This window comes from Mucilaginibacter sp. (genome assembly GCF_035492695.1).
Classification (GTDB): domain Bacteria; phylum Bacteroidota; class Bacteroidia; order Sphingobacteriales; family Sphingobacteriaceae; genus Mucilaginibacter.
Genome location: NZ_DATJJC010000006.1, coordinates 73,085 through 98,791, shown reverse-complemented (window position 1 = coordinate 98,791; position 25,707 = coordinate 73,085). Strand labels below are relative to the sequence as shown.

Annotated in this window: 24 protein-coding genes and 1 tRNA gene; 15 read left to right on the top strand and 10 right to left on the bottom strand. The window is 44.3% G+C overall.

Going from position 1 to position 25,707, the window contains the following annotated elements:
* The first annotated feature begins 239 nt into the window (after positions 1–239).
* Together VL525_RS02850 and VL525_RS02845 are read left to right on the top strand one after the other, a co-directional pair.
* Positions 240–971, top strand: a complete 732-nt coding sequence (locus VL525_RS02850) for a peptidase (RefSeq protein ID WP_325383102.1) — start codon at positions 240–242, stop codon at positions 969–971.
* Positions 972–1,078: 107 nt separating this feature from the next.
* A complete protein-coding gene (locus VL525_RS02845; protein ID WP_325383100.1) occupies positions 1,079–1,891 on the top strand; it encodes a transglutaminase family protein in 813 nt (270 codons plus the stop codon).
* Positions 1,892–1,908: 17 nt separating this feature from the next.
* On the opposite strand, the gene VL525_RS02840 is transcribed toward VL525_RS02845, so the two are convergent.
* Together VL525_RS02840 and VL525_RS02835 are read right to left on the bottom strand one after the other, a co-directional pair.
* Positions 1,909–4,080 carry a xanthine dehydrogenase family protein molybdopterin-binding subunit gene (locus VL525_RS02840; RefSeq protein ID WP_325383098.1) on the bottom strand — a complete coding sequence of 724 codons (2,172 nt, stop codon included), beginning with the start codon at positions 4,078–4,080 and terminating at the stop codon, positions 1,909–1,911.
* Between the two features lie 12 nt (positions 4,081–4,092).
* A complete protein-coding gene (locus VL525_RS02835) occupies positions 4,093–4,581 on the bottom strand; it encodes a (2Fe-2S)-binding protein (RefSeq protein ID WP_325383096.1) in 489 nt (162 codons plus the stop codon).
* Between the two features lie 160 nt (positions 4,582–4,741).
* Between VL525_RS02835 and VL525_RS02830 the strand changes: the two genes are divergently transcribed.
* From VL525_RS02830 to VL525_RS02810, 5 genes are read left to right on the top strand one after another with little or no spacing between them, the layout of a single operon-like run.
* Positions 4,742–5,515, top strand: coding sequence for an ABC transporter ATP-binding protein (locus VL525_RS02830; RefSeq protein ID WP_325383094.1), 774 nt, complete (start codon positions 4,742–4,744; stop codon positions 5,513–5,515).
* A 56-nt stretch (positions 5,516–5,571) separates the two neighbouring features.
* Positions 5,572–7,218 (top strand): hypothetical protein, encoded by a 1,647-nt coding sequence (locus tag VL525_RS02825; protein ID WP_325383092.1) that lies wholly within the window; start codon positions 5,572–5,574, stop codon positions 7,216–7,218.
* A 12-nt stretch (positions 7,219–7,230) separates the two neighbouring features.
* Entirely contained in the window at positions 7,231–7,863 is a 633-nt protein-coding gene (locus VL525_RS02820; protein WP_325383090.1) for a 4'-phosphopantetheinyl transferase family protein, read from the top strand.
* A gap of 49 nt (positions 7,864–7,912) precedes the next feature.
* Positions 7,913–8,407 (top strand): TspO/MBR family protein, encoded by a 495-nt coding sequence (locus VL525_RS02815; protein ID WP_325383088.1) that lies wholly within the window; start codon positions 7,913–7,915, stop codon positions 8,405–8,407.
* Between the two features lie 52 nt (positions 8,408–8,459).
* The gene (locus VL525_RS02810) at positions 8,460–8,999 is read left to right on the top strand and encodes a hypothetical protein (protein ID WP_325383086.1); all 540 of its coding nucleotides are present in this window, start codon (positions 8,460–8,462) and stop codon (positions 8,997–8,999) included.
* A 60-nt stretch (positions 9,000–9,059) separates the two neighbouring features.
* Here the strand turns inward: VL525_RS02810 and VL525_RS02805 are convergent, their stop codons facing one another.
* Positions 9,060–11,420: a BamA/TamA family outer membrane protein gene (locus VL525_RS02805; protein WP_325383084.1), complete on the bottom strand. Its 2,361-nt coding sequence runs from the start codon at positions 11,418–11,420 to the stop codon at positions 9,060–9,062.
* Between VL525_RS02805 and VL525_RS02800 the strand changes: the two genes are divergently transcribed.
* The 3 genes from VL525_RS02800 (at position 11,411) to VL525_RS02790 (ending at position 12,481) form a co-directional block, all read left to right on the top strand.
* Entirely contained in the window at positions 11,411–12,160 is a 750-nt protein-coding gene (locus VL525_RS02800; RefSeq protein ID WP_325383082.1) for an RNA methyltransferase, read from the top strand. The two genes, VL525_RS02805 and VL525_RS02800, sit on opposite strands and share 10 nt — an antisense overlap.
* Positions 12,161–12,206: 46 nt before the next feature.
* A tRNA-Cys gene (locus tag VL525_RS02795) sits at positions 12,207–12,277 on the top strand.
* Between the two features lie 30 nt (positions 12,278–12,307).
* Positions 12,308–12,481 carry a spore protein gene (locus VL525_RS02790; protein ID WP_325383080.1) on the top strand — a complete coding sequence of 58 codons (174 nt, stop codon included), beginning with the start codon at positions 12,308–12,310 and terminating at the stop codon, positions 12,479–12,481.
* 62 nt (positions 12,482–12,543) lie between these two features.
* Here VL525_RS02790 and VL525_RS02785 read toward each other — a convergent pair whose 3' ends face one another.
* Complete coding sequence (locus tag VL525_RS02785; RefSeq protein ID WP_325383078.1) at positions 12,544–13,584, bottom strand: quinone-dependent dihydroorotate dehydrogenase; 1,041 nt, start codon at positions 13,582–13,584, stop codon at positions 12,544–12,546.
* 114 nt (positions 13,585–13,698) lie between these two features.
* Here VL525_RS02785 and VL525_RS02780 point away from each other — a divergent pair, with 114 nt between their 5' ends.
* The 3 genes from VL525_RS02780 to VL525_RS02770 are packed head-to-tail and all read left to right on the top strand — an operon-like array spanning position 13,699 to position 17,502.
* Entirely contained in the window at positions 13,699–15,621 is a 1,923-nt protein-coding gene (locus VL525_RS02780) for an ABC-F family ATP-binding cassette domain-containing protein (protein ID WP_325383076.1), read from the top strand.
* 55 nt (positions 15,622–15,676) lie between these two features.
* On the top strand, positions 15,677–16,945 hold the full coding sequence (locus tag VL525_RS02775) for a DUF5103 domain-containing protein (RefSeq protein ID WP_325383074.1): 1,269 nt from the start codon (positions 15,677–15,679) through the stop codon (positions 16,943–16,945).
* 32 nt (positions 16,946–16,977) lie between these two features.
* Entirely contained in the window at positions 16,978–17,502 is a 525-nt protein-coding gene (locus VL525_RS02770; RefSeq protein WP_325383072.1) for an acyl-CoA thioesterase, read from the top strand.
* Between the two features lie 15 nt (positions 17,503–17,517).
* Here VL525_RS02770 and VL525_RS02765 read toward each other — a convergent pair whose 3' ends face one another.
* Both VL525_RS02765 and VL525_RS02760 read right to left on the bottom strand, forming a co-directional pair.
* Positions 17,518–18,549 carry a carbohydrate-binding family 9-like protein gene (locus VL525_RS02765; RefSeq protein WP_325383070.1) on the bottom strand — a complete coding sequence of 344 codons (1,032 nt, stop codon included), beginning with the start codon at positions 18,547–18,549 and terminating at the stop codon, positions 17,518–17,520.
* A gap of 118 nt (positions 18,550–18,667) precedes the next feature.
* Positions 18,668–19,072 (bottom strand): EVE domain-containing protein, encoded by a 405-nt coding sequence (locus tag VL525_RS02760; RefSeq protein ID WP_325383068.1) that lies wholly within the window; start codon positions 19,070–19,072, stop codon positions 18,668–18,670.
* A gap of 325 nt (positions 19,073–19,397) precedes the next feature.
* On the opposite strand from VL525_RS02760, the gene VL525_RS02755 reads away from it, so the two are divergent.
* Positions 19,398–19,631: a hypothetical protein gene (locus VL525_RS02755; RefSeq protein WP_325383066.1), complete on the top strand. Its 234-nt coding sequence runs from the start codon at positions 19,398–19,400 to the stop codon at positions 19,629–19,631.
* A 17-nt stretch (positions 19,632–19,648) separates the two neighbouring features.
* Here the strand turns inward: VL525_RS02755 and VL525_RS02750 are convergent, their stop codons facing one another.
* The 3 genes from VL525_RS02750 to holA all read right to left on the bottom strand — a co-directional run bounded on the left by VL525_RS02750 (position 19,649) and on the right by holA (position 23,311).
* A complete protein-coding gene (locus tag VL525_RS02750; protein ID WP_325383064.1) occupies positions 19,649–20,446 on the bottom strand; it encodes a methyltransferase domain-containing protein in 798 nt (265 codons plus the stop codon).
* A gap of 172 nt (positions 20,447–20,618) precedes the next feature.
* Complete coding sequence (locus VL525_RS02745) at positions 20,619–21,797, bottom strand: acyltransferase (protein ID WP_325383062.1); 1,179 nt, start codon at positions 21,795–21,797, stop codon at positions 20,619–20,621.
* 491 nt (positions 21,798–22,288) lie between these two features.
* Positions 22,289–23,311, bottom strand: coding sequence for a DNA polymerase III subunit delta (gene holA, locus VL525_RS02740; protein ID WP_325383060.1), 1,023 nt, complete (start codon positions 23,309–23,311; stop codon positions 22,289–22,291).
* 74 nt (positions 23,312–23,385) lie between these two features.
* On the opposite strand from holA, the gene VL525_RS02735 reads away from it, so the two are divergent.
* Complete coding sequence (locus tag VL525_RS02735; protein WP_325383058.1) at positions 23,386–23,850, top strand: type I restriction enzyme HsdR N-terminal domain-containing protein; 465 nt, start codon at positions 23,386–23,388, stop codon at positions 23,848–23,850.
* On the opposite strand, the gene VL525_RS02730 is transcribed toward VL525_RS02735, so the two are convergent.
* A complete protein-coding gene (locus VL525_RS02730; RefSeq protein WP_325383056.1) occupies positions 23,840–25,651 on the bottom strand; it encodes an ATP-binding protein in 1,812 nt (603 codons plus the stop codon). The genes VL525_RS02735 and VL525_RS02730 overlap by 11 nt on opposite strands.
* Positions 25,652–25,707: the final 56 nt, after the last annotated feature.

The following is a 25,707-nucleotide window of genomic DNA, read 5'->3' as shown; positions in this document are numbered from 1 at the left end:
CAAACTGATAGTGTCAATTAGACACAATGATAAATATTATTTTATGAAATATGAAAGACACTTATACTATTTTAAGAAATAATAGACGCGCAGCCCTCAAATGCAGATGAGGGTCCGTTTTTTATCTATCAACGCATAAGTAAAAACCGATGCGCTTTCGGCAGGTGAGATTTGATGCACACACAAGCGTGAATCGTTTTAATTGATTACTTTGCGCCACTTTATTATCAAAAACACAAATGACTTACTGCTTAGGAATCAAGGTAAAGGAAGGGTTGGTAGCCATTGCCGACACACTGATAACGTCGGGGACGGAAACGGTTTACAAAAAGAAAGTATTTGTAGAACAAAAGGACAATTTTTCGCTTTTTATCATGACAAGCGGGCTTAGGTCGGTGAGGGATAAAGCGGTGGTATATTTCAGGGAGCAACTGGATAACCAGGAATTCAATAAATTATACAAAGCGGTAAATGCTTTTGGCCTGCAGGTAAAGAAAGTGGCTGAGGAAGACAAGGATTCGCTTGAACATGCCGGGTTTAAATTCGATCTGAATACCATCATCGGCGGGCAATTGAAGGACGACAAAGAACCAAAATTATTTCTGCTGTATCCCGAAGGAAACTGGGTTGAACTGGGGCAGGGCGCACCGTATGTTATCATAGGTAATTCGGGGCACGGCAAGGCTATCCTTAACCGGACGTTAACGGAGGAGTCGAGTATGAAACTGGCGCTAAAGGCGGGGTTTCTCTCGTTTGATTCGACCAGGGTAAGTTCGAACAATGTGGATTTTCCGATAGATGTGGTGCTTTATAAAAAGAATAGTTTTTCGCTTACCGAGCAACGATACGAGCAAAAAGACCTGCAGACAATATCGGCGCAATGGGCCGAAGAATTGAAGAAAGCGCTGGAGGACATTCCCGATGAATGGATGGATGCCGCGTTCTCAAAATTGCCTCAGCAGGATGATTAACACCAGTCGATGACATATATTGTCAAGTGGTTAGTCATTTTTAATCCTTATCCAAACAAATCCCAACAAATCAGCTTAATGCAAGTTAGTCACTAATCAACTGAAGGATGAAATTCAATGTGTCTGCCCAAATGATTTATGATGTGCGTTCCGCAGGCACACTGATATTAAATATTCACGCCTTGCGTACTCCCGCGCAGGCAGTATTGGAGGAGACACTTACCGTAGACCCTTATTTGAAAGTTGAGGAATTATTTGCCGTTAATGGCGAAAACAGGATCATCCGCCTGGAAGTGCCCGAAAAAAGCATTGTACAGATAGCCTACGAAGCGATAGTAGACAATGATTTTGAGATAAAGGACCATACGGGCCGCGAGGAGATCCTGGTCGGCAAAATGGACCCGGCGGTACTGCCCTATTTATATCCAAGCCGGTATTGTCAATCGGATAAACTATTCAGGCTGGCTAATAACCTGTTCGGTCATATTTCGAACCCCTTTGAAAAAGTCGTCACACTTGCCAACTGGATCAACAAAAATGTAGAATACCGCAGCGGGTTCAGTAATGCGCAAACATCGGCTTATGATACCGTTACCGAGCAGGCGGGTGTTTGCCGCGATTTTGCTCACCTGGGCATAGCGCTATGCCGCGCGCTTACTATCCCGGCCCGTTATTACACCGGTTATGCATACCAGTTAAAACCAGGAGATTTCCATGCATGCTTTGAGGCTTACATTGGCGATGAGTGGATATTATTCGATGCCACGCGACTGGTACCGCTGAACGGCCTTATCAAAATTGCTACCGGCCGCGATGCCGCCGACACAGCCATAGCCAATATTTTCGGCGACATCCTGTTCACTTCCATGCTCGTGAAGTGTGAAGTGGCTGACGAGAATTTCGTACCGTTTTACTATTGATCCGGCTATACCCGTCTTTACACGTTATTCAGATCAAAAGGCAATTTTCTTACACGTTTGCCTGTTAGCGCAAAAACAGCATTGCATAGCGCCGGCGCTAAGGGGGGCAGACCGGGTTCGCCAACACCTTTGATAACCGGCCCGCCATCGGCAAGTATGTGTACTTCTATTTCGGGCATTTCGTCGATCCGCAACATGCGGTTATTATGAAAGTTCGACTGAACTGCCTTTCCATTTTCGAAGGTTATCGCATCTTTTGTGGCGGCGGTAAGGGCCATTGCAATACCTCCCTCAACCTGCGACCTTACATTGTCCGGATTTACCACTGTACCAAGATCGATCACCGAATATACCTTGTCTACTTTTACAGAATTGTCCTTCCGCCTTGAGACCTCAACAACATGGCCGCATAATCCTGCGAAAAAGTTCCATTGTGCCACTCCGCGCGCTTTGCCCGCAGGCAGCGGTGTATCCCAATGCGAGACTTCTTTAAGCTTCATCAGCACTTTTTTGCTGTCCGATGGTTTGTTAAGCATGCCCAGCCTGAACGCCATTGGATCTTTACCCGCGGCAACTGCCATTTCATCAATAAAACTTTCGTGTGCAAAAGATACTGTAGATGCGGTAACCGAGCGCCACCATGTTAACGGTAGATGAATTTCGGAATAGACATAGGCATTTCTTACATTCGGTATTTCATAGGGTTGAATGCTGATCCCTTCCACCATGTCCTCGTCGACCTTGCTTTTGTCGAACTTATCCATTATAGTAGCATTGATTGATGGAGAAACCACCTTATGTTGAAAGGCAACAGCCTTTCCATCGCCCGATAATCCACCCTTCATTGCTGAAAAAGTTGGTGGCCGGAATGGCCCGAGTGACGTGTCGTCTTCGCGGGTCCAGATCAGTTTGACAGGTTTATTAATTGCCTTCGCGATCGATGCGGCCTCTACCGCGAAGTCCTGCGATATGCGCCTGCCAAAGCCACCGCCGCTGAACAGCATATTTACCTTTACGTTTTCTTTAGGGATGGACAAGGCCTTTGCTATCTCGTCGCGTGTCCATGCCGCACCTTGCGACGATACCCATACTTCTATTTTACCATCTTTCCATTCAGCCGTACAATTCATTGGCTCCATCGGCGAATGAGAAACAAATGGGGTTTCGTACAACGCCTCAATTTTTTTCGCAGCATTGGCATAACCCGAATCAAAGTCGCCATCCTTGTGTGCGGTAAGCCCTTCCGTTTTGGAAAGTTCACGAAGGCTCTGTTCGTAATCCTTTGAGTTGAATTTATCAAGCCCCTGGTTATCCCAGGTCACTTTCAGTGCTTTCCTGCCCTGTAATGCCGCCCAGTAATTTTCGGCAATGACGGCAAGGCCCATATAGTGGTTTTTGAAAAATATGCGATCGGTTTTAACCACCTGTGTTACTCCTTTTATCTTAAGTGTATCGCTATCGTCGAAACTCACAAGTTTACTGCCCAACACCGGGCAGCGTTCGATAGACGCATAGACCATACCGGGCACATCAGCATCTATACCGAAAACAGCCTTCCCTTTCACCTTTAACGGAATATCATTTCGCGGCGATGATTTACCGAGTATCCTGAAGTCTTTAGGATCCTTTAACGCCGGTTTTTTTGGCACGGGCAGCTTCGAAGCTCTTTCGGCCAGGTCGCCATAGCTAATGCTTTTACCCGACGGTTTATGATGCACCATCGCATTTGCTGCATAGCACTCGGTTACAGGGGCTCCCCACTTTTCACTGGCTGCCTTTACCAGCATTTCCTTTGCTGCTGCTCCTGCTGTACGCAGGGGCAAATAGTTTGTGTTGACCGACGAGCTTCCCCCCGTCATTTGCTGATCATCCGGAAATTTCGCTTCACCGGAAGTTAATTTCACGGTCACCTGGTCCAACGACACCTCCAGTTCCTCGGCAATCAACGCCGGGACTGATTGGTAAGTACCCTGCCCCATCTCGGCCTTGGGATTCATCAGGGTTATCTTGCCCGATCTGTCAATAATAATGTAAGGGGTAAATTCCGACCCGGCGTCGACACCACTCATGTTCACCAGTTCGCCAAGTTTTGTTTCTTTTAACAGGGCGTATCCTAATACCAGGGCACCGCCTGCAATTCCCGAAATCGTAATAAATTTCCTGCGGTTTATCTTCGTTTTTTCTTCCATGGTGATCTCCGGTTATTTGGCTTCGGCTAAGTTATTTTGCCTGATCGTCTGTCCCGCAGCCTGGTGAATGGCTTTGCGGATACGCTGGTAAGTGCCGCAACGGCAAATGTTGCCCGACATAGCGACATCAATGTCGGCATCGCTGGGGTTAGGGTTCTTCGCAAGGAGTGCGACAGCCGACATGATCTGCCCCGACTGGCAATAGCCACACTGCGGCACCTGCTGATCGGTCCATGCTTTTTGTACAGGGTGGTCGCCGGTTTCAGATATTCCTTCGATGGTGGTTATTTTTTTACCATCGGCGATAGATACCGGAATGCTGCATGACCGCGTTGGGTCGCCATCGAGATGAATCGTACAAGCGCCGCACTGCGCTATTCCGCAGCCAAATTTTGTTCCCTTCAGGCCGATAACGTCGCGTATTACCCAAAGCAGGGGCATCTGAGAATCGATATCAACGGTATGGGATTGGCCATTAATAATTAGGGTGTGATCAGCCATGAGGTTGTGATTGAGTGTATAAAGCTACTTAATTACCATTAATAAACAATACATCAAAAGGCTGGCATCAACGAACTAAATCTTCAGGGTTATAATTTCGCCGCCAGCCTGATATGCTTGGTTATTTTCATTAATTTACCGGCAATTATTCAATCATCCCATGACTGAGACGCCTCTTATACAAATACGTAATCTTTCCAAATCCTATGGCCAGAAACAGGTATTAAAAAATCTTTCTCTCGATATTTACCCAGGTCAGGTTATCGGATATATAGGGCCCAACGGTGCCGGAAAATCGACCACCGTAAAAATCCTGACAGGACTCATTCCCGATTTTGAGGGCGAGGTACTGGTTGAGGGTATCAGCCTGGCAAAGGACCCAATGGCTATCAAAAAGCTTTTTGGCTACGTACCCGAAAACGCCGAGATATACGATGTGCTTACCCCTATGGAATACCTTGATTTCATAGGCAAGCTATACGGCATGGAAGAAAATGCATTGCAGGACAGGGCCCGGAAATTACTTGCTGCGTTTGGGTTAGGTGTTAATGCGGATGACAGGATGGATACTTTTTCAAAAGGGATGAAGCAAAAAGTGCTTCTTATTGCGGGCATAATTCACAACCCCAGGATCATTATACTGGACGAACCACTGTCCGGGCTGGATGCAAACGCCGTTATTATGATCAAAGAATTGATCACACGGTTATCGAAAGAAGGCAAAACCATATTTTACTGTTCGCATATGATGGATGTGGTGGAAAAAGTTTCGGACAGGATATTACTCATCAACAAAGGCGAGATAATTGCCGACGGGACATTTGAATCGCTCAAACAAAATCACAGCGACACGCTGGAACGTATCTTCTCCAAACTTACGGGAAGGGAAGATTCCTCCAGTGAAACGGACGCGATCATTAACGCTTTTGACTGACCTGCCTTATGATGGACAAAATATTTCTCCGCTTCATAACATTCCTTAATCCCATTTTGGCACGCACAGGTGTAGACACCTATCAGCTGAACGAGATATTACGGGTAAAACTTATGATCGATAACCGCAGGCCCCGCGTAGCATTCGCTGCACGAAAAAATGCGAAGAACAAGAAGCAATCCTCGTGGGTGATAAGTTTTTTCACTGTGTTAATGGGTTTTTTTATAAGCCTGGTACTTTTTTTAAATAAAATGCCCTATGTAGGGCAAACGCTGTATTTCAGTGTGTTTATGGTGTTAATGGCCCTGACGCTGATCTCGGATTTCACTACGGTTTTGATCGATGTTCGCGATCAGTTTATTATCCTGCCCCGGCCAGTCAGCGACCGTACAATGGCCGTATCCCGCATTTTGCATATCAGTATTTATGTTCTCCGCCTGGCCTTATTGCAAGGCGCCCCCGGTTTAATAATGATTGGCTTTATCGACGGGCCGCTTTCCATACCGGTTTTCTTTGTCCAGATAATTGAGGCTACTTTTCTCAGCATTTTCATTGTCAATATTGTTTACCTGGTGATCATGAAGTTTGTGAGCCCACAGAAATTCAAAGATATTATCAGCTATATCCAAATAGGGTTTTCTGTTATCATATTTGCCGCCTATTATTTGCTGCCACGATTGATCAATGTAGCAGTTATTGAAAATATCAGTATTCTTAGCCATTGGTATGCTTACATTTTGCCGCCTGTATGGATCACAGCATTAAATGAACTTCTCTTCCATCACGGCCCCACTAACCTGGTAAGCAGCCTGCTTGCCATTGCGGGCCTTGTGGTACCAGTATTCGGGCTATGGCTTGTTGCCAAAGTATTGGCGCCGGGCTTTAACCGGCGCCTGTCTGCCATAGCGACTTCGGATGGCAACAGCGGCTCACCTGCTATCGCAAAAAAGGAGAAGCGATCGGGATTATTGGATAAAATAGCAGGCATCGTGGCTCCGGATCCGGTTGAGAATGCCGGGTTCAAGATCACCTGGAAGCTTTCGGCCCGGACACGCGAATTCAAAATGAAAGTGTATCCGGCTTTTGCCTATATTCCTATTTATTTTATCTACTTTACATTAAACGGCAAAGGGCAAGACCTGGCCGAACGTTGGGAAAATTTAAGAAATGGGCATAACTATATAATTCTTGTATATCTCTGTACATTTATTCTTTCGGCGATATTGACGAATATCTCTATGTCAGACAAATACAAATCGGCATGGGTGTATTACTCTACGCCTATCAGCGAGCCAGGCAAAATATTGTCCGGGATGTACAAGGCTATTCTGACTATCTATTTTTTACCTTATTGCCTGGTTTTGGGCATCATTATTTTTTTCGTCTGGGGGCCTTCAGCGGTCAATGATATTATCCTCGCCATGCTGGTCTGCTCCATTTATGGTGTACTAATGGCCTTATTTTTGGTCAAAGGTTTGCCGTTTTCGAAGCCCGTTATAGTAAAACAAGGCGCCGGGCGTATCTTCACCTCTTTAATGGTAATGCTTTTCCTGGGCGGGATAGGCGTAGGGCATTATTTCCTGATGAAATGGGAAAATGTGATATGGATACTTTGTGCCTTATTCGTTCTTATAGCCTGGGTTATGTTGCATTATTATAAAAAGACAAGCTGGGAAAGTTTGGAAATGGCCGATGACTTGTAGGCTGAATTGAGTATGCTAATTTGCTGTTATACCCATATCGATCGCCAATGGACTGAGCAGGAGCTTAATGAAAAGCTTTTTTTGCTTCCTGATAGTCTGCACGGCGAAGCGTTGAGAAAGAGGCAATGGATAGATAAGCAGTTAAATATCACTGGAAAATTGCTGCTGATAGAATTGCTGAAACAGTTTAACTTGCCTTTATCATTAAGTGAACTCGAATACAATACTCATCACCGGCCTTATTTCGATAATAACTTTGATTTTAATATAGCTCACTCAGGGAATTTTGCTATTTGCTGCGGAACGGACGCCGGCAAGGTTGGCATCGATATTGAACAAGTCAAACCTATTAACCTGAATGATTACATTGATCACTTTACAAACAACGAATGGCGCGTCATCCGGAGTTATCAGGACATCGTTAAAGGTTTTTATATCTTCTGGACACGAAAAGAGGCTTTATTGAAGGCTATTGGTACCGGTTTTCATACGCCGCTATCCTCAGTAGAAGTATCGGGCGATACAGTTACCTACGATGGCGTTACCTATTATATACAACAACTCAATATCGTTGATGGTTATGTATGCCATATCGCTGCCACAACGCAACCGATCGGGGTTAAGCTGTTGGTAGTCAACCTTTAAAACATTATCTTGTGTTTTTGGTTATCTGTATCGTTCGATCTAACCTGTTATGGAAAACTATCATTCAAAAAGGATTCAATATTTCCCTTTGATCATCAGCATATTGATCACGCTCGCCATTGGTATCGGTGCATCATTTTTTACACGCCCCGAAATAAGCGGCTGGTTCGCCACATTGAAAAAGCCTTCGTTCAACCCGCCAAACTGGATATTTGCTCCTGTTTGGACAACTCTTTATATTCTTATCGGCATTTCGGCATACCTGGTATGGAAGCTGCGTGATAGTTCCGGTACATTTAAACTAACCGTTACCATCTACGTCGTTCAACTCCTGCTGAATTTTTCCTGGTCACTGGTATTTTTCAGGATGCACGAATTGTTTGGCGCACTTATAGTCATAAAGCTTTTATGGCTTACTATACTGGCCAATATTATTTATTTCGGAAAATTCAGCAAACCCGCTTCGTGGCTAATGGTTCCCTACCTGCTTTGGGTTAGTTTTGCTACTATGCTAAACTTTAGTATTTACCTGCTTAACCGATAAAAAATATTACTTTTATTTCAACATCGCGACCGGCCAGGCCGTACCCTGAAATATGAAAAAAATTTTACTGTTTGTCTGCCTTCTCGTATTTTCCGTGGGCGTATCTTTTGCTGATACCGTAACGATCAGGCACTTCGCCATTAAGGAAAACCCTTTTGCACAAAGCGAGATAGCTGTGGTTGCGGTAGATACATCAGGTAATATCCTCGAAAACGTGAACGGCATTTTCTCCTTTACCGTTAACGGTTTTCAGAAAGACCTTCGCTTTGATAAGGGCACGGCTTTCTATCACGAAAAGCTCGATAAATCAAGCTTCCTGTATGTGAAACATGTAGACGAAGCGGGTACACATTCCATACTTTACTACGTTTACAAAGGCGACCATAAATTGACCCCGGTCCACATTAGCTGGATCGTGCTACTGGCTATCCCGGTATTGCTCATTATATTGGGCTATATGTTCAAAAAGTTTATCGTTATAGCGGCGGTCATTTTTATTATATTTATTTATTTCAATTACAACCACAACCTGGGAGCAGGTACTTTTTTCGAAAGCATTATCGACGGCTTGAAGGGGATGTTCGGTAAGTGAGCTTGAAGCGGAAAGCCCTGAAGGCTGCTGCTATCAATAATTCAATAAATCAATAATTGATCAGAAAGGCATACCTACGCCAAAGTTTAGCTGCATAAAGTTATAGCTGTCGCCATTGGTTTGCCTGTAGGTGTTTTTGAATGTGCCGGAATGGAACAGCTCGTCGCCATGTTTTAGCAGCACCCACTGATCGGAGCCTGAAAACTCAGGATCCTTAAATTTAAAAGCAGCGTCCAGCCTGAATACGAAGAAGGTGAGGTCGAACCTGAGGCCGGTACCTACTGCCATAGCCGTAGAGGGCAGAATGTTATCTAGCCTGAACTCCTGGTTAGGGAACTGATCCTGTTTATGCAAACGCCAAACATTGCCTGCGTCTACAAAAAAAGCGCCCTTTAATGCCGATCCAAAAAAGTTGTTGGCAATCTTATACCGGTATTCGGCATTCGCTACGAATTTAATTTCGCCAAATTGGTCGAGGTAGCGTAAGCGGCTCCTGAGTTCATTAGCAGCGGCGTCTGAGCCATAACTTGCCCTGTTAAATTGGCCCGGCCCGAGTGTACGCGGTATCCAGGCCCTGATATCGTTGGCGCCCCCCACGTAGAAGTTTTTTTCAAATACCAATTGCGAACTATTGCCGTATGGGACACCTATTCCCGGATTAAGCCTCAAGATAAACTGCTGTTCGTGACCCAAATCTTTGTAAAACCTGACATCGACCTCCGCTTTGGAATATTGTGCAAAGGTGTAGCCGAAAAACGTGCGCTGCCCCGCCGTATCGCGCGGCGTATTGAAAACGTTGCTTAATAACGACAGCGTATTGCCGCCAATATCCAGGCTGCCTCTGAAGTAAATAAAGTTTTGATACGAATTCAGTTTATTGGCATTGAGCTGGTAGGTGTATTGCGAGCCCGACGTAAAAATGGTACGTCCGATAAGGTACACATACGAGTAGTACCCTTTGTTCAAAAGCGAGTCCCTGGCTTGTTCGTTTATTGTTCCTCTTGAAAATTCGATATCAATTGGTGTTACCGTATGTATTTTACTTGCCGTCTCTGTAAAATCATAGCTGATAGAGTTTACAAAACTCTGCCGTTCAACCAGACCTTTTTGGAAGAACAAAGAATAACTGCTGGCGAACGTAGTGTGCGGTACGCCATATTTTCCCAAAATAGGCAAATGAAAAGGAAAAAGTATTTGGGGGTAAGTAACGCTTGCTCCAAGTTTAAACTCCTGGTTCTCAACTGCGCCGCGCACCGTAGAATTGCTGCCGTTGTCGAACAGCGTATTATAGTTGAGCTTTACCTGTAAAATGGTGGCCGACTTGAACAGGTTTCTGTCAGTAAAAGTATTGCCAATGTTGAACCCATATCTGCCGCCGTTGAAAAGGAACTCGCCCTCCACCCTGTCCGACATCTGTTTCAATGGCACAAGGTCTATTCGCTTGTTAAGGCGGTTAGTACTATCGGCCAGCTTTTCATAGGCCGGGTTAGGCACATTCCTGAAAACGTTCAACTCGGCCAGGCGCGACGTTGTCAGTATTTGCCTGTCGATATTATAAAGTTCACCCTTTTTCTGGAAATCGTAAATGGTGATGATACGTGGGTTAAATTTATGCGAATAGTCGATAAATTTATATTGGGAATCTACTTTGAGGGTATCTGCAGGCCCGGTATTCCTGCCGCTGGTGTTGGATATCGTTATCGTGGTGTTGTTGATCTTATATGTGGGGTGTGTACTTTTGCCCTGCGGGTTATCAATAATCATTTTTACATCGGCAACGCTTTTGTTAAAGGTAGTATCGGCATCGAAAGTGATGTATTGGCGCAAAAAATCATAATACCCGTTCCGCTTCATCAGGGTGTAAATTCCATCGCGTTCGTACGCCAATGTATCAGCATCATATCGTCCGCCAGGCCTTACATGGGTAAATGAAGAAAGATATTGCCGGTAAAGGTGCTCCACCTTTTTATCCGCAATGCTATCGCTATATTTTCGAAACCTGAACATTGGGCCCTCGGTTGCTGTGAATATGAGTTCGGCCCGCTTATTTTTTACCTTTATGGTATCGGTAACGGCCGCTTTCAGGTACCCCTTATTCCTCAAAAATTTTTGTATCTGCTGTTTTGAAAATTCTACCAGAGACGTATCCACGATATTAGGCGGTTCGCCGATGTCTTTTTTCCCGTTCTTGCTGAACCAGTAATATAACCGGAGATTAAATTTGTTATTAGGCTGCTGGTCTTTATCTACATAGTTGATGGCAGCTTCAGAAAACTCTTTATCGACCCCTTTGATGGTAATTTTACGCACAAGCGCCTGGTTATCCTTAAGCCGCCGGGTTAAACTGCAGCCCGAAACCAGAAAGACAAGAAGAATACTTAATATTGTAAGGCGGTAACCTTCTGTACTATATGCTTTCAAAATCCCAAATCAATTTATTAAAGTCATTACAACATAAAAAGTTTCGCCGCGAAGCAGGTTTTTTTTTGGTGGAGGGCCACAAATCCATCATCGAATTTGTCAATTCGCCTTACCAAATAGAAACTATTTATCATATTCCCCGGTTCGATTCAAAAGTGCTGAAATTATCCCAAAAAATAAACTTGTGTGAAATTTCTGTTACCGACCTTGAGAAAGTAAGCAGCCTTAAAACGCCGCAGGATGTTGTAGCGCAAATCAAAATACCAGCATGGGGGGCTTTGGGCCACAACGAATTGAAAGGGAAGTTTTCGCTGGTATTAGATGGTATCCAGGATCCTGGTAATATGGGAACCATTATCCGCATTGCCGACTGGTTCGGCATTGAGCAGATCATTTGTTCAGAAGACACGGTTGATGTTTACAATCCGAAGGTGGTACAGGCCAGCATGGGTTCCCTGGCAAGGGTTAAGGTTTACTATACCGGTCTGAGTGCGTTTTTGCCGTTGGTTAAGCTGCCTGTATTCGGGGCTTTGCTAAATGGGAATAACATATATAACACTGATTTTGGTAATGAAGGGCTTGTGTTGCTGGGCAACGAAGGAAACGGGATCAGGCTTGAAACGGAAAAATTGATTACCAGCGCAGTAACTATACCGCGTGCCGGTAAGGCGGAATCATTGAATGTAGCGATAGCAACGGCGTTATTTTGTTCGGAAATAAGCAGAAAAGCTTTAAAATAAAATTGCCAGCCAATAAATATTTACTATTTTTGCACTCCTTAAAAAGGGTCGGATGGCCGAGTGGCTAGGCAGAGGTCTGCAAAACCTCCTACAGCGGTTCGAATCCGCTTCCGACCTCGAGGTTTACAATATTAAAATTACAACACCATGGGCGTTACACGTTTAAAAAGAAAAGACAGAAGAAATAAAACTTTCTCACGTTTAGAGGTTCAGGGCCTTAAGCTGGCTACCAACATCGAGCTGGGAAGCCGTTCGGCGGAGCCGAAAAAAAGCCAATTAGTGAAGAATAACGAAGCTATTGCGAAGGCTTTAGGTAAATAAGCCCCCTCTAAATCTCCCCCTGCCGGGGAGACTTTATTGATCAAGTTACAAATCCTGTTTGCTTAGGCAGACAGGATTTTTTTATTGATCCGGCTGATCAAACCGGGGCCTTCATAAATAAAGCCGGTATAAAGCTGCACCAGTGAAGCCCCAGCCTTTAATTTGTCCATGGCATCCTGTGCGGAATGGATGCCGCCCACCCCAATAATGGGGAAAGCACCCTTTGACCGTTGGGAAAGATAGCGTATCACTTCGGTGGAGTGTTCCGTTAGGGGTTTTCCGCTTAGTCCGCCTTGCTCCTCTGTATATTTTGCTGATCTCAACCCTTCACGAACGACGGTAGTATTGGTGGCAATCAAGCCGGCAATCTTTGTTTGGATAACGATGTCCACAATATCATCCAATTGCTCGTGGGTCAGATCGGGGGCGATCTTTAATAATATCGGCCGGCTGATACCATTTTTGGAATTTCGTTGCTGCAGGGTGTTCAATATATTCATCAACGGCTCCTTCTCCTGCAAAGCACGAAGGCCTGGCGTATTGGGCGAACTCACGTTCACAACGAAGTAATCAACCACATCAAACAGACGGTCAAAACATTTGATGTAGTCATTTACGGCTTCTTCGTTGGGTGTGACTTTGTTTTTGCCAATGTTACCACCTATGATCAACCCCTTTTGCAAGGGCTTGGCATTGCGGCGGTAAGCGGCAATACGCTCGGCTACTACATCAGCTCCCATGTTGTTGAAACCCATGCGGTTAATGAGCGCCTTATCTGCCGGCAGGCGGAACATCCTCGGTTTAATGTTGCCTGGCTGCGGTAAAGGAGTTACGGTCCCAACTTCAATAAAGCCAAAACCAAGGTCGGCCATCTCGCCTATCACTTCGGCATTCTTATCAAAACCCGCAGCAAGGCCCACAGGGTTTTTAAACTTAAGGCCGAATACCTCTTTCTCCAGGCGGGTATCCTGTATATCCCATATCAACCGGCTTACCTTTGAACCACCGGGAAAGCGATTGAAGCGTTTTAAATTACGGGTAACAAAATAGTGTATATTTTCAGGGTCGAACCGGAACAGCAGCGGTTTTATCAACTGGTACATGCCGCGAAGTTAGATTTTTTAGTTCATAGTTCACGGATCATAGTTCATGGCGTCTATCGCTTTTTGCTTTCTGCCTTAAGCTTTAAGCCTCAAAAACCGTATCTTTGCGCGCAAATGATCGCTATAAATAATCTTACGTTCGAGATAGGTGCGCGGGCTTTATATGATGAGGCTAACTGGCATATTAAACCGGGTGAAAAAATTGGCCTGATAGGTGCTAACGGCACCGGGAAAACTACCCTGTTGAAAATGATCGTTGGTGAGTATTCGCCAACGTCGGGTACTATATCCATGGCCAAGGACCTGACCATGGGCTACCTAAACCAGGACCTGCTCTCCTACTCTTCCGAAAAAAATATATTGCATGTGGCCATGGAGGCTTTTGAGCGCCAGAACCAGTTGCACGACGAAATAGAGAACCTGCTAAAAAAGCTCGAAACAGATTATAGCGAGGACCTGCTGCACAAACTGAGTGACAAGCAGCATGAATTTGAAGTGCTGGATGGTTATAACATCGAATACAAAGCGCACGAGATACTGGCCGGTCTTGGTTTTAGCGAACCGGACACCCATCGCAAGTTGAGCGAGTTTTCTGGCGGCTGGCGTATGCGTGTGATGCTTGCCAAGATACTTTTGCAGGCACCGGACATCCTGTTGCTGGATGAGCCTACCAACCATCTTGACTTACCTTCCATACAATGGCTCGAGGAATACCTGAAAGCTTTTGAAGGGGCAATAGTTATTGTATCACACGACAGGTGGTTTTTGGACAGAGTGATCAACCGTACGGTTGAATCGCGCAAAGGCAAGCTGACCGTTTATGCGGGTAATTATTCATTCTACCTGGAAGAAAAGGCACAGCGTGAAGAAATTCAGCGGGGCGAATTTAAAAATCAACAATCGAAAATACGGCAGGAAGAGCGTTTGATAGAACGTTTCAGGGCCAAAGCTTCCAAAGCTAAAATGGCGCAGTCGCGCATTAAAGCGCTGGACAAGCTGGAACGTGTGGATGATGTGGATGATGATAACCCGTCGGTGAATTTCAGCTTCCGCTTTTCGAAGCAATCGGGCAGGCACGTGGTAACACTGGATAACATCACCAAAAAATATCCTGCTATCGATATTTTAGAACATGCGGAGGCGGTAATTGAAAAAGGCGACAAAATTGCGCTGATAGGCGCAAACGGCAAAGGTAAATCAACCTTATTGCGCATTATTGCAGGTGCTGATAAAGATTTTACCGGCAAGGCTGAAACCGGCCACAATGTATCGCAAACCTTTTTTGCGCAGCACCAACTGGAAGCTTTACATTTGGAAAATACAGTTTTGCAGGAGTTACAGTCATTCGCCCCAAAACATACCGAAACAGAATTGCGGACTATTTTAGGTTCATTCCTGTTTACCGGCGATGACGTATTCAAGAAGATCAAAGTGTTATCGGGTGGTGAAAAGTCGCGTGTTGCTTTGGCGAAAGCTCTAACAGCAGACGCTAATTTCCTGGTACTGGATGAGCCGACGAATCACCTGGACATCGCATCAGTAAACATCCTGGTACAGGCGCTGCAACAATACCAGGGTACTTTCATCGTCGTATCCCACGACCGCTATTTCCTTGACAATGTGGCCAACAAGATATGGTTTATCGAGGACCACCTGATAAAACAATACCCGGGCACTTATGCCGAGTTTGACGAATGGAGCGCTAAACGTAAGTTTGCGCCCAAAGCCGCCACCCCTGCACCCCAGCCCAAAAAAGAAGAAAAGAAAGAGCCTTCTCCCGAAAAGCAACAATCGGACGAAAAATCCAAACAGATAAAAAAACTTAACCAGGACCTGGCAAAGATGGAGCAGGAAATAGCTGAACTGGAAAAGGCGGTGAAGGAGTTTGAGGCACAACTTGCCGACGATAAGTTGTATAACGATGCGAATAATGCAGCCAGGGTAACTGACAGCTACCAGCTAAAGAAACTGGAACTACAGGAAGTGCAAGTTAAGTGGGAAGCGCTGGCGGAACAAATTTTGGAACTGGAGGCTTGATTGTAGGGATTTGTGATTAGTGACCAAAGATTAGTAGAGTAAACCCAGGTAAACCATGAGGAGATTTGCGTTATGTTTCTGCATAGCTTTGTTTTTTAGCTTAGGTGGCTTTGCGCAAACTACGCCCTATACCGACCAGGTTTTTCTTCCGGAAATAAAAACCGTCGAATTATATAACACCAAAAAAGCAGCATCATTCCCTCTTATCGAGCTAAACTCGGGTGAGCAGCTTTTATTGGGCTTTGATGACCTGCAGGGCGGCAGCCGCAATTTTTATTATACCATTGAGCATTGCGACGAGAACTGGACCCCGACCAATATTTCGCCGGCAGAATACCTGCAAAGCTTCACCGAGGACCAAATACGCGACTACAGCTATTCATCGTCCACTATTCAAAAATACACTCACTACGAGCTTAAATTTCCGAACGATAATATCAGGCCAAAAATATCCGGCAATTATGTACTGAAAGTTTACGAGGACGGGGACAGATCCAAAATGGTGCTTACACGGCGTTTTTATGTGGTGGAGCCGAAGGTTTCTACTGTGGCCGAGGTTGTTCCGTCGAGTGATAATTCGTTAAGAGAAACCCATCAGAAGGTCAATTTCGAGATCAACTACGGGGCTTTGCGGGTACAGAATCCCAATTATGACATCCGTGCGCTTATCATTCAAAACCGGCGCAGCGAAACAGCTATCCTTAATTCGCAGCCCGCCAACATTCGCGGCAACACATTGGTCTACAATGACATCAGCACTAACAATTTCCAGGGACTAAATGAATTCAGGCATTTCGATACGCGCAGCCTGAAATTGAATTCGGACCGGGTATCGCACATTTACCGCGATACAGCGAATACGGTAGTGTTACTGATAGACCCGACCAATAACCAGCCTAACTACGCCTTCTATTACGACAACGACGGCAAATTCTTTCCGGGAAACCAGGATGGCGGCAGCGACCCGCGTGTAGACGCCGACTATGCACACATGTACTTCATGCTTGCAACAACCAGATCAGATAACGATGGCACGGTGTATATTGTAGGGCAATTCAATAATTACCGGCTTAGTGATGCAAGTAAATTAGTGTATGACCCAACGGATCATCACTTTCATATCCAGTTGTTCCTGAAACAGGGCGTTTATGATTATGAATATGTGTGGGTGCCTAAAGGATCGGCTAAGCCGGACAATACGGCTTTCGGCGGGTCACATTTCGAGACGGAAAATGAATATGAAATACTGGTTTACTATCACCCCTCGGGCGCAAGGTGGACCGAGCTGGTGGGGTACCGGCCGTTGAGTACTCAAAAGAGGTAAGGATTTGTATATTTACGGCAAAACCCCCAAATATGAAATCCAGAACGCCCAAAGAATCACACACCATTATGAACGAACTGGTATTACCCAACGATACCAACACATTGCATAACCTGATGGGCGGGCGCTTATTGCACTGGATGGATATTGCTGCGGCTATATCGGCGCAAAAGCATTGCAACCGTATAGTGGTTACTGCCTCTGTTGACAATGTCTCTTTTAAGCACTCTATCAAGCTGGGCGATGTGGTTACTATTGAGGCGAAAGTGACCCGCGCATTTACCACTTCGGTAGAGGTAAGGCTTGATGTATGGGCACAAAATATACCCTCGGCGACGAAAGTTAAAAGCAACGAGGCTTATTACACCTTTGTGGCTGTGGATCAAAGCGGGCGGACGATACCTGTACCGTCGCTGGAGCCGGAAACCGAGGAAGATAAACTGTTGTATGCCGGTGCATTACGCCGTCGTCAACTACGCCTTATCCTGGGCGGAAAAATGAAACCGGATGATGCTACAGAATTGAAGGCGTTGTTTTTTACCGATCAGAAAGAGTAAGTTTAAAATGCTCGTTTATTCGCCGGGCTGATTCGTTACGGGCTTTATCAGTCCGTCCTGGTTAATGGACCACGAGGATTTGCCGTCTTTATCTTTTACCAAAGCCATAAACTGGTAATCTGTTGCCTGAAGTGTTAATTCATTTGCCCTTCTATCGACACTAATCTCCTGGCCCAAACCAAGGTCTGTCAAGTTTTTATTGTAGCTGTGGTGTTTTTCATACCATTCCTTTTCACGGTAGTAGACGAGCCACAGGTATTGCTTTTGCAATTCTGCATATGGCATGGTAAAGAGTACCGAGCCAGACTCTTTTTTGCTGAATTGTAAATAGCCCCATCGTTCGGGGTAGTGCATATTGATAAGCCCCTGCGCCGACCATACCCAATTATGTTCGGGCAGTGGTTTACCTGCTTTATCGGTAAGCTTAACATTCTTACCGTCAATAACTTTGGTATCCCACTCAACCCGCGAAAAGTTAGCACGCCAAATTGTTCCTTCACGCGGCACGATAGGGCCGCCGCCCAGACGCATCGACCTGAATGGCACAGCCATTTCAATTGTCCAGCCCTCATCTTCGTCAGCCGGGTTATTAAGCGTGCCCTGTATCTTCACCGCCGACCGTAAGCCTTTAACATCCCAGCTGCTCAGAGGTGTTCCGCCGTCGCGATAGGCCTTATTCAGGAACAGGTCGAAAATGGTATTAAATGGGTTTATCTCGACCTCGAAATAATTATGCATTGTGTTATAGGGATCTATAAAAAATTCGAAATCATTATCATGAAAAATGACATCGTCCCTGTTCTTTAAGGTTGCCCACACCTGCGGCTCGGTTAGCTGAGCGGCAATGTAAAGACAGCTATCGTCCCAAAGCATCTTTATTTTGGTAGAAAGCGAAGGTTTGGGTTTGTCGGCGCCTTCAATGTCTACAAATTCGTTCGTCCAGGTTACGTGCTGCCAGGCTAATTCGTTAATATTGCCGTCGATTACCGGGGGAATTGCTGTGTGATAAACGATATAGTTCCCCGGTGTGGTAAACAAGTTTTCCAATCCCTTAAAAGGTGACTGCGCCCGGAGGGCAATTGAATTAAGAAGAAGAGCGGAGCAAAGCAGGTATCTGAACACGGAAAAAATTGAGACAGGTTGATGATGGACAATTAATTATGATTTAGCTTCCCATTTCCACTATCTTATCAAATTCCTCCCTTTTCACTGCGGAAACAGACAAGCGGCCGAGCTTTACTAATTGGATATCTTTTAATGCCGGTTCGGCTTTTATTTGCGCCAGTGTGACTGATTTTTTCAGGGCTTCGACAGGCACGAGATCAACCACCAGCCAATTGGTGTCGTCGGTAGTTGGGTCCTGGTACGATTCTTTGATCACTTTGGCTATGCCAACAACATCCTTACCCTCGTTGCTATGATAAAAAAACACCAGGTCTCCCTCTTTCATAGCTCTCAGGTTGTTACGCGCAGCAAAGTTGCGCACGCCGTCCCAAACGGCACGGCCATCCTTATTAAATTGTTCCCAGCTATACTTATGAGGTTCTGATTTGACGAGCCAATAGTTCATGATATAAGTTTTCACCAAATATAACAGTTGTCGTAAATATAAGGGGCGCGATTTTGACGATATTTTGCATGATAAAATGTTGCTGATAATGGCATTTCGAGGTATTTTTTTGACCAAATCAGCCCATAACCTGCCTGAAATTGGCGGTAAAGAACGGTGATTAGCACACTTCAGCAGTGCAGCCCATTTCGGCCCCAAAAGCGCCCGGGCGGGAACAAGGTTTAACATGGACGCGGTAGCGCTCTCAAAATCAGCCGATTATTTTTTCGAAAAAACAGCGCCAATCTCCTTAACAAGTCTATCTTTACCAACGAACATTTGCCACATGGGATTGCCTTTAAGAATAACCTTTAATGATACCGACTACGCGTATCAAATCGTCAATAGTAAGCTGATAGACCGGGACACGACCGAACTCGAATTGATTTTAAACGGAGAAACTATTGAGCTGCACCGCGATCAAAATAAAGGCTGGATACAAAAAGACAGCAATAGTTCCGTTAACCCTGATCTTATACAGGCACTTGGGCGTTCGGTATCCTTACGTTTGAGGATGTAGTTGTAACTGGTTTGCTGTCAGCCCTTTTTTCCGAAGAACACTTTTCTGTAATTTGTTGCCATAGGATGTTTTGACAACACAGGCGGAAACAGTACGTATTTATCGACAATAGCTTTATCGAAGAACTTTTCATCAACGGCAGTTACTTTGAAGCCCACTTTCGCCAACATATCAACAAAGTCATCACCGAATATTCTCATATGGTCATCCTGGCCAAAAAGCCTTTCGCGTTCTTTCGGGTCGGTAATGGTCAAGTCCTCGTAGGTTTTATCCAGGTGGTCCTTTTGTGGTACTGTCAGTATACAATAACCGCCATCGTCAAGCACCCGATAAATTTCGGTCAGGCCGTTATGAAGATTATAAACATGCTCTAAAACATCACAGGCAATAAGGCAATCAAAGCTTTTGTCGCCTATTTGCTTCATATCTGTGATGTCAAGGTTGTAATCTATATCGCCGTAATCGTAGCCCTCTGCAAGATAATCACCAGTTTTGTATACCGCCGGTTTTCCTTTTAAAACTCTTTTGGTAGCTTCTTCGGGTGCGCAATGAAGTACCCTTTTGCCCACGATCAGTTTGTTTTCACTGAACTCATCCAGCATGGTTAAAGCAGCTACCAATAAACGACTACGGACAGTAGAACCGCAATTAGGGCAGCTTGAATAGGCGTGCCAACTATTGCTTTTAAGTTTATTTGCCTTATAATGACATATGTTACACTCAACTTTATTGCCAGCCAGTTTGTAGTAAACCTGGGATGCCCCGATAAGCGTTTTTTCGGCTGCCCGTTTTCCTTTTTTTAGTATTGTTTTCATTCAGAGAGAGGTGGTGATGGGGTTTAAATTTTATCTATTCATTTGAAAAAATAATACTGTCTGGTTTGATATGAATGGAAATTTATACGACAATGACCTCAATATAGTAATTATTAACAGCTTATTTGCAATTAACTGGCTTTCCCTCAAAAAAAGGCTTTCTATGCAACGGCTAATTCGTATTGGATAACGCCTCTTTTTCGAGCTTTATTTCCACCTTTTTGCTGCGATTGAACCAAAAGATGCTGGCAGTTTTCATATACTCAACCTGTTTCTTAGGTTTCTTGAACGTGTATAACCACCACAAGCCGTACTTAAGGCAGAAGTTATAAAAAAATACGGGCAGCACTATACCCGATGTCCATACGATAAGCACTAACGCCGGAACGTAATACAGATGAAAGACGCTCATGCAAATGATACGGGTAAACGACATCGTAACGATTTGCATAACGTAAATAAACAGCGAGTGATAACCTACGATACGAATAAAGGTCAGCGCCTTGTACCGCTGAAGCAAAAACGAAAAACTAACCGAGGTTACGCACCCGATAAGCGCTTCGATGAGAAACCAAAAGGGCTGCTGGTATTCGACATATTGCATACCGAGCGGTGTCGGCTTGATGTTCAATTGCGTGAAATGATACTGAACGTACACAAATACAGCCAATAGGGGTAAGAATATTTTCCAGGAAGTAAAACGCTCTATATTCCCCTCTGCTAACATGATGTTCGATATCAGGTCGCCCAGGGCGAAAAAGAAATAATATTCGCATATGTCGTTCAAAAAGCCCTTGTCAATCTGATGCGTCTTCATATAAGCCGAAACCGAATACAGCGCAAAACCAAATATGATATGCAATACAGGGCTGATCTTCAGTTTCGATTTCAAAAGTGCATATATTCCTCCTATAAAGAATAAAGCGTTCAAATACCAAAATGGGCCGTTCTGTCTGGGGTCGGTGATTAGGTAGATGTAATTCCAGGGCGTGGTGCCATTGTTTGTAAATCGTGCGGCCAGCAATTGCAGGGTCACCTGGACTGAACCCCATATTAAAAGGGGGTACAAGATATTATTGACACGGTCGGAAACATAGCCGCCATACCCTTTTTTAGCGAGACTTTTGCCTACAAGCAAACCGGATATGATAAAAAACAACGGCATCCGGAAGCCATAAAGAAACGTATTAAGGTAATTAATAAAAGGGTAGTCGCTCAGGGGCAGGCCGTGACCGTTAAGCGTCAGGAAGCAATGCCCGAAACCGACGAACATAATACTGATGCCTTTATCGTAGTCGATCCAAAGCCATCTTTTTTCACTTAAAATAAACCGGGAATTAAAAGGATCCATTTTTAAAATTGCAAATTAGTTTTTCTGTTAATTCCGGCAAAACAGTAATGGTATTTATACGTTGTAGTAAATAATGTCTTGACAGCGATTTTAAACGGGATAATAGCAAATAATGTTCCACTTAGCTAAATTGCATTACTCCTTATTTTTCACCAAATTAAAATTGTCATGTAAAGTGCAGATTTATAAAAATTTAAATTTCACGAACGCGGAAATGTAACATTTAAATTACAAACCATTTTCATTTTACTATAATATTTTATTTTAAATTAATTATTATTTAGTTTTGTATTTAGTATTAACTAATAATAAATCTACCTAATGGATTTTCAGACAGTTGTAAGTGTGGGGAATGTGTACCAGAACATAGCGTTCTATACATTTTTGGCTCTAATGGTGATTATTTGCGTTGAATTGTTAAAACATAACTCAAAACAAAGAGATATTGGAGCTTCGTTCCACAATAAATGAGCATTTTTTACCCCGACCGGTTAGTGCAGTATCTTAAACATTAACTCTTTCATCAATTCGCCGGGGCCGTCGTTTGAATCAACTCCCTTACTTTTCAGATCGTATTCACGAAGCAAGCTTATTATTTGCATAGTTTTCCCATAGTTATAACTGCGCCCCGCCAGTTCATAATCTTTTACAAAATAAGGGTTCACCCCCAACTCGCGCGCCAGGCTTTGCGGCGACTTGTCTTTCGCGTAATGATATAACAACACCTTACTGAAGAAATTATTCAAATTCCCCAGCACCAGCACCATGGGATTGGATTTAGGGTTAGCTTCAAAATAATTAACGATCTGATTGACCTTTACAGGATCCTTACGGCTTAAGGCTGATTGTAATTCGAATACATTATACTCTCTGCTGATACCAATATTATCCTGCACGTGCTGTAAAGTTATAGCTTGCCCCTTAGCTACGTTCAGCATCAACTTATCGAGTTCATTAGCAATTTTTGAGAGGTCGTTCCCCAGGTATTCAGCCATCATCGCTGTTGCGGGCCCATCCATCTTGTAACCTCTTTCGCCGGCATATTCTTCTATCCATCCGGGTATCTTGTTATCATACAACGATGTTGACTCGAAAACGAGCCCGTTCTTATCTATCGCTTTATAGGTTTTTTTCCGCTTATCAAACTTGCCGTATTTATAACAAAAAATAAGTACCGTGCTGCGCAATGGATTTTCCAGATAGCTCAATACGGGGTCTATACCCTTTTTATCATCATCCTCCTTGCCCCATTTCATGTCCTGCGCCTCTTTAACCAGCACCAATTGATAATCGGACATCATTGGGTAACGCTTGGCAGCGTTAAGCACGGTCATTATATCCGTGTCCTTGCCGTAAAGCACTGTCTGGTTAAACCCCTTCTCGGCATCCGACAACAGTTTGTCTTCAGCATAGTTGCTCACAAGGTCGATAAAATAAGGCTCGTCGCCATGCAGAAGATACAGGGGCTTAAGCTTTCGGTTTTTAAAGTCTTTTATTATTTCGGTCGCCGTCATAGAGGAAGTCAAAAGTAAAAATTCAAAAACGAAAAGCCTGCTATTTTGAATTTTGAATTTTTACTTTTGGAACAATGCTTCAGCCACTTCATCTACCACCCTACTCTTTCAAGATCGTTGAGCAAAATGGCGTGTTGACCATTTTTGACGAGATACGCAAAAAGCATATCATCATAACCCCTGAAGAGTGGGTACGACAGCATTTTGTTCAATACCTCATCAACCAAAAAGGGTACCCGAAATCACTGATCAAACTTGAAGGAGCTTTGAAACTGCACGGCAAAGCGCGGCGAACCGATATAGTGGTTTTCAATTCTAAAGGAGAGCGGATACTCCTGATAGAATGCAAAGCTCCCTCGGTCAGTATCGACCAAAAAGTATTTGACCAGGTGGCCCGCTATAATATGGTACATAAGGTGTCGTTACTGGCTGTCAGCAACGGGCTTAAACATTATTATTGCCGAATTGATTTTGATAAACAGAGCTATAGTTTTATCGAGGAGTTACCCCAGTATAAAGAGGTTTATCTTAACTTATAGTTGCCACCAGGTTCTGTATCTTTTCCTTTAGCTCGTCGGGCTTGAATGGCTTGGACACATAGTCGTTCATACCGGAGTTAAATACGCGCTCTTTTATGTCGAACAGCGCCGAGGCGGTAAGGGCTATAATAGGGATATTAGCCTTACGGGGATCACGCATCTTTCGTATTTCCGTAGCCGCATCAAACCCGTTTAGAACGGGCATTTGCAGATCCATCAGGATGATGTCGAAATTGCCGTACTGCACCATCTCAATGGCGCGTTCTCCGTTTTCGGCTATAGTGGGTGTGATGCCCCATTTGGAAAAAAGCTTTTTCATCAGCATCACATTTACCATATTGTCCTCGGCAATCAGCACGCGCAACTGGCTTATTGAATCTATAGCGGCTGTTACGGATTCGGGCTGATCATTTTCTTCCGGCACCGGAGCGACTTCTGTAGAAACAGGGAATTCCATATCAAATGAAAATTCCGAACCCTCGCCAAGTGTACTTTGCACCTCCATATGCAAACCCTGTAGCTCGAGCAAACGCTTCACAATGGCCAGGCCTAAACCAGTGCCGCCGTATTGCCTGGTAGTACTAATAGACTCCTGGGTAAAAGGTTCAAATATCGTTGCAAGACTTTCTTTCTCGATGCCGATACCCGTGTCTTTGACCGAGAAATTAACATTTACGATATTATGCCTGTCCTCAACGCACTTAACATTTACCCAAACATTGCCGGACGGTGTAAACTTAATTGCATTACTTATCAGGTTAAATATGATCTGGGTTAGTCGTGTCGGGTCACCGATGACGATCTTATTTTTCAGGCTGTTATCAATAGAAACCCTGAATTCAAGTTCCTTCTCTTCAGCCTTCAGCCGCAGCCCGCCGCAAACGTTCTGCATCAGGTCGGGTATTTTGAATTTAATGTTCTCAAACACCACCTTGCCCGCCTCTATCTTGTTAAAGTCAAGCACGTCGTTTACAAGTGCAAGCAGGTTATTGGCCGAAAATTTCAAAATATCCAGGTTATCTTTCTGATCGGGCCGCGGGTTGCCCATCATCAGCAGGTTACCCATACCTATCACCGCGTTCAGCGGGGTGCGTATCTCATGCGACATGATGGACAGGAACTCCGATTTCGCCTGCGCTGATTTTTCCGCCTTTTCTATTACCTTTTCCAGCTCAACATTCAGGTTGCCGCGTTCTTCCGCAGTTGCCCTCAGTTGCTTCATACTTTTAATAAAGGCAGTGTAAAAATGGCTATGCATGAAGATAATGAGGATAAAGTTGGCACACACCGCAATGATGATTGTAGATTCATCTATTGTCATAGGCTTAATGCCTATCACATAGTTGTTATCGTATTCCAGTATCAAAAACAGCAATACCGGTATCAGGTTCATCAGCGAATAAAACATCCCGCTTACCTGGCCAAGCATATAAAAGCTGAATATAATGATCAGCAGTACGATCTGTGCAGTAATGATATCTACCGTTTGCAGGGTAATAAAAACATTGGTAAGGTTCACCACCGTAGCCATTACCAGCAAAATATGCGATATAATACCCCAGCGAGGGCGAAAGGTTAGGTATTTAAATAAGATGATAAAACTGACCAGCAATATCAGTGTGGTAAAGGCAAGCAGGTATTGATGATCGAGATAGATATTAACTACTAAAGCCGAAACCGCAATGATGGCGAGCCACAAACCATAATACAACAGGCGTATACGTGCCTGGTCAAGGATGGTCTGCTCCCTGGTCAATATCTTATTTACCGAGAAGTTAAAAAAACCTACGTCTCTGTTCATCGTGGGGTAGCCCTGATCTATTAAATATTAATTAAAAATACAATACCCAATCCTTT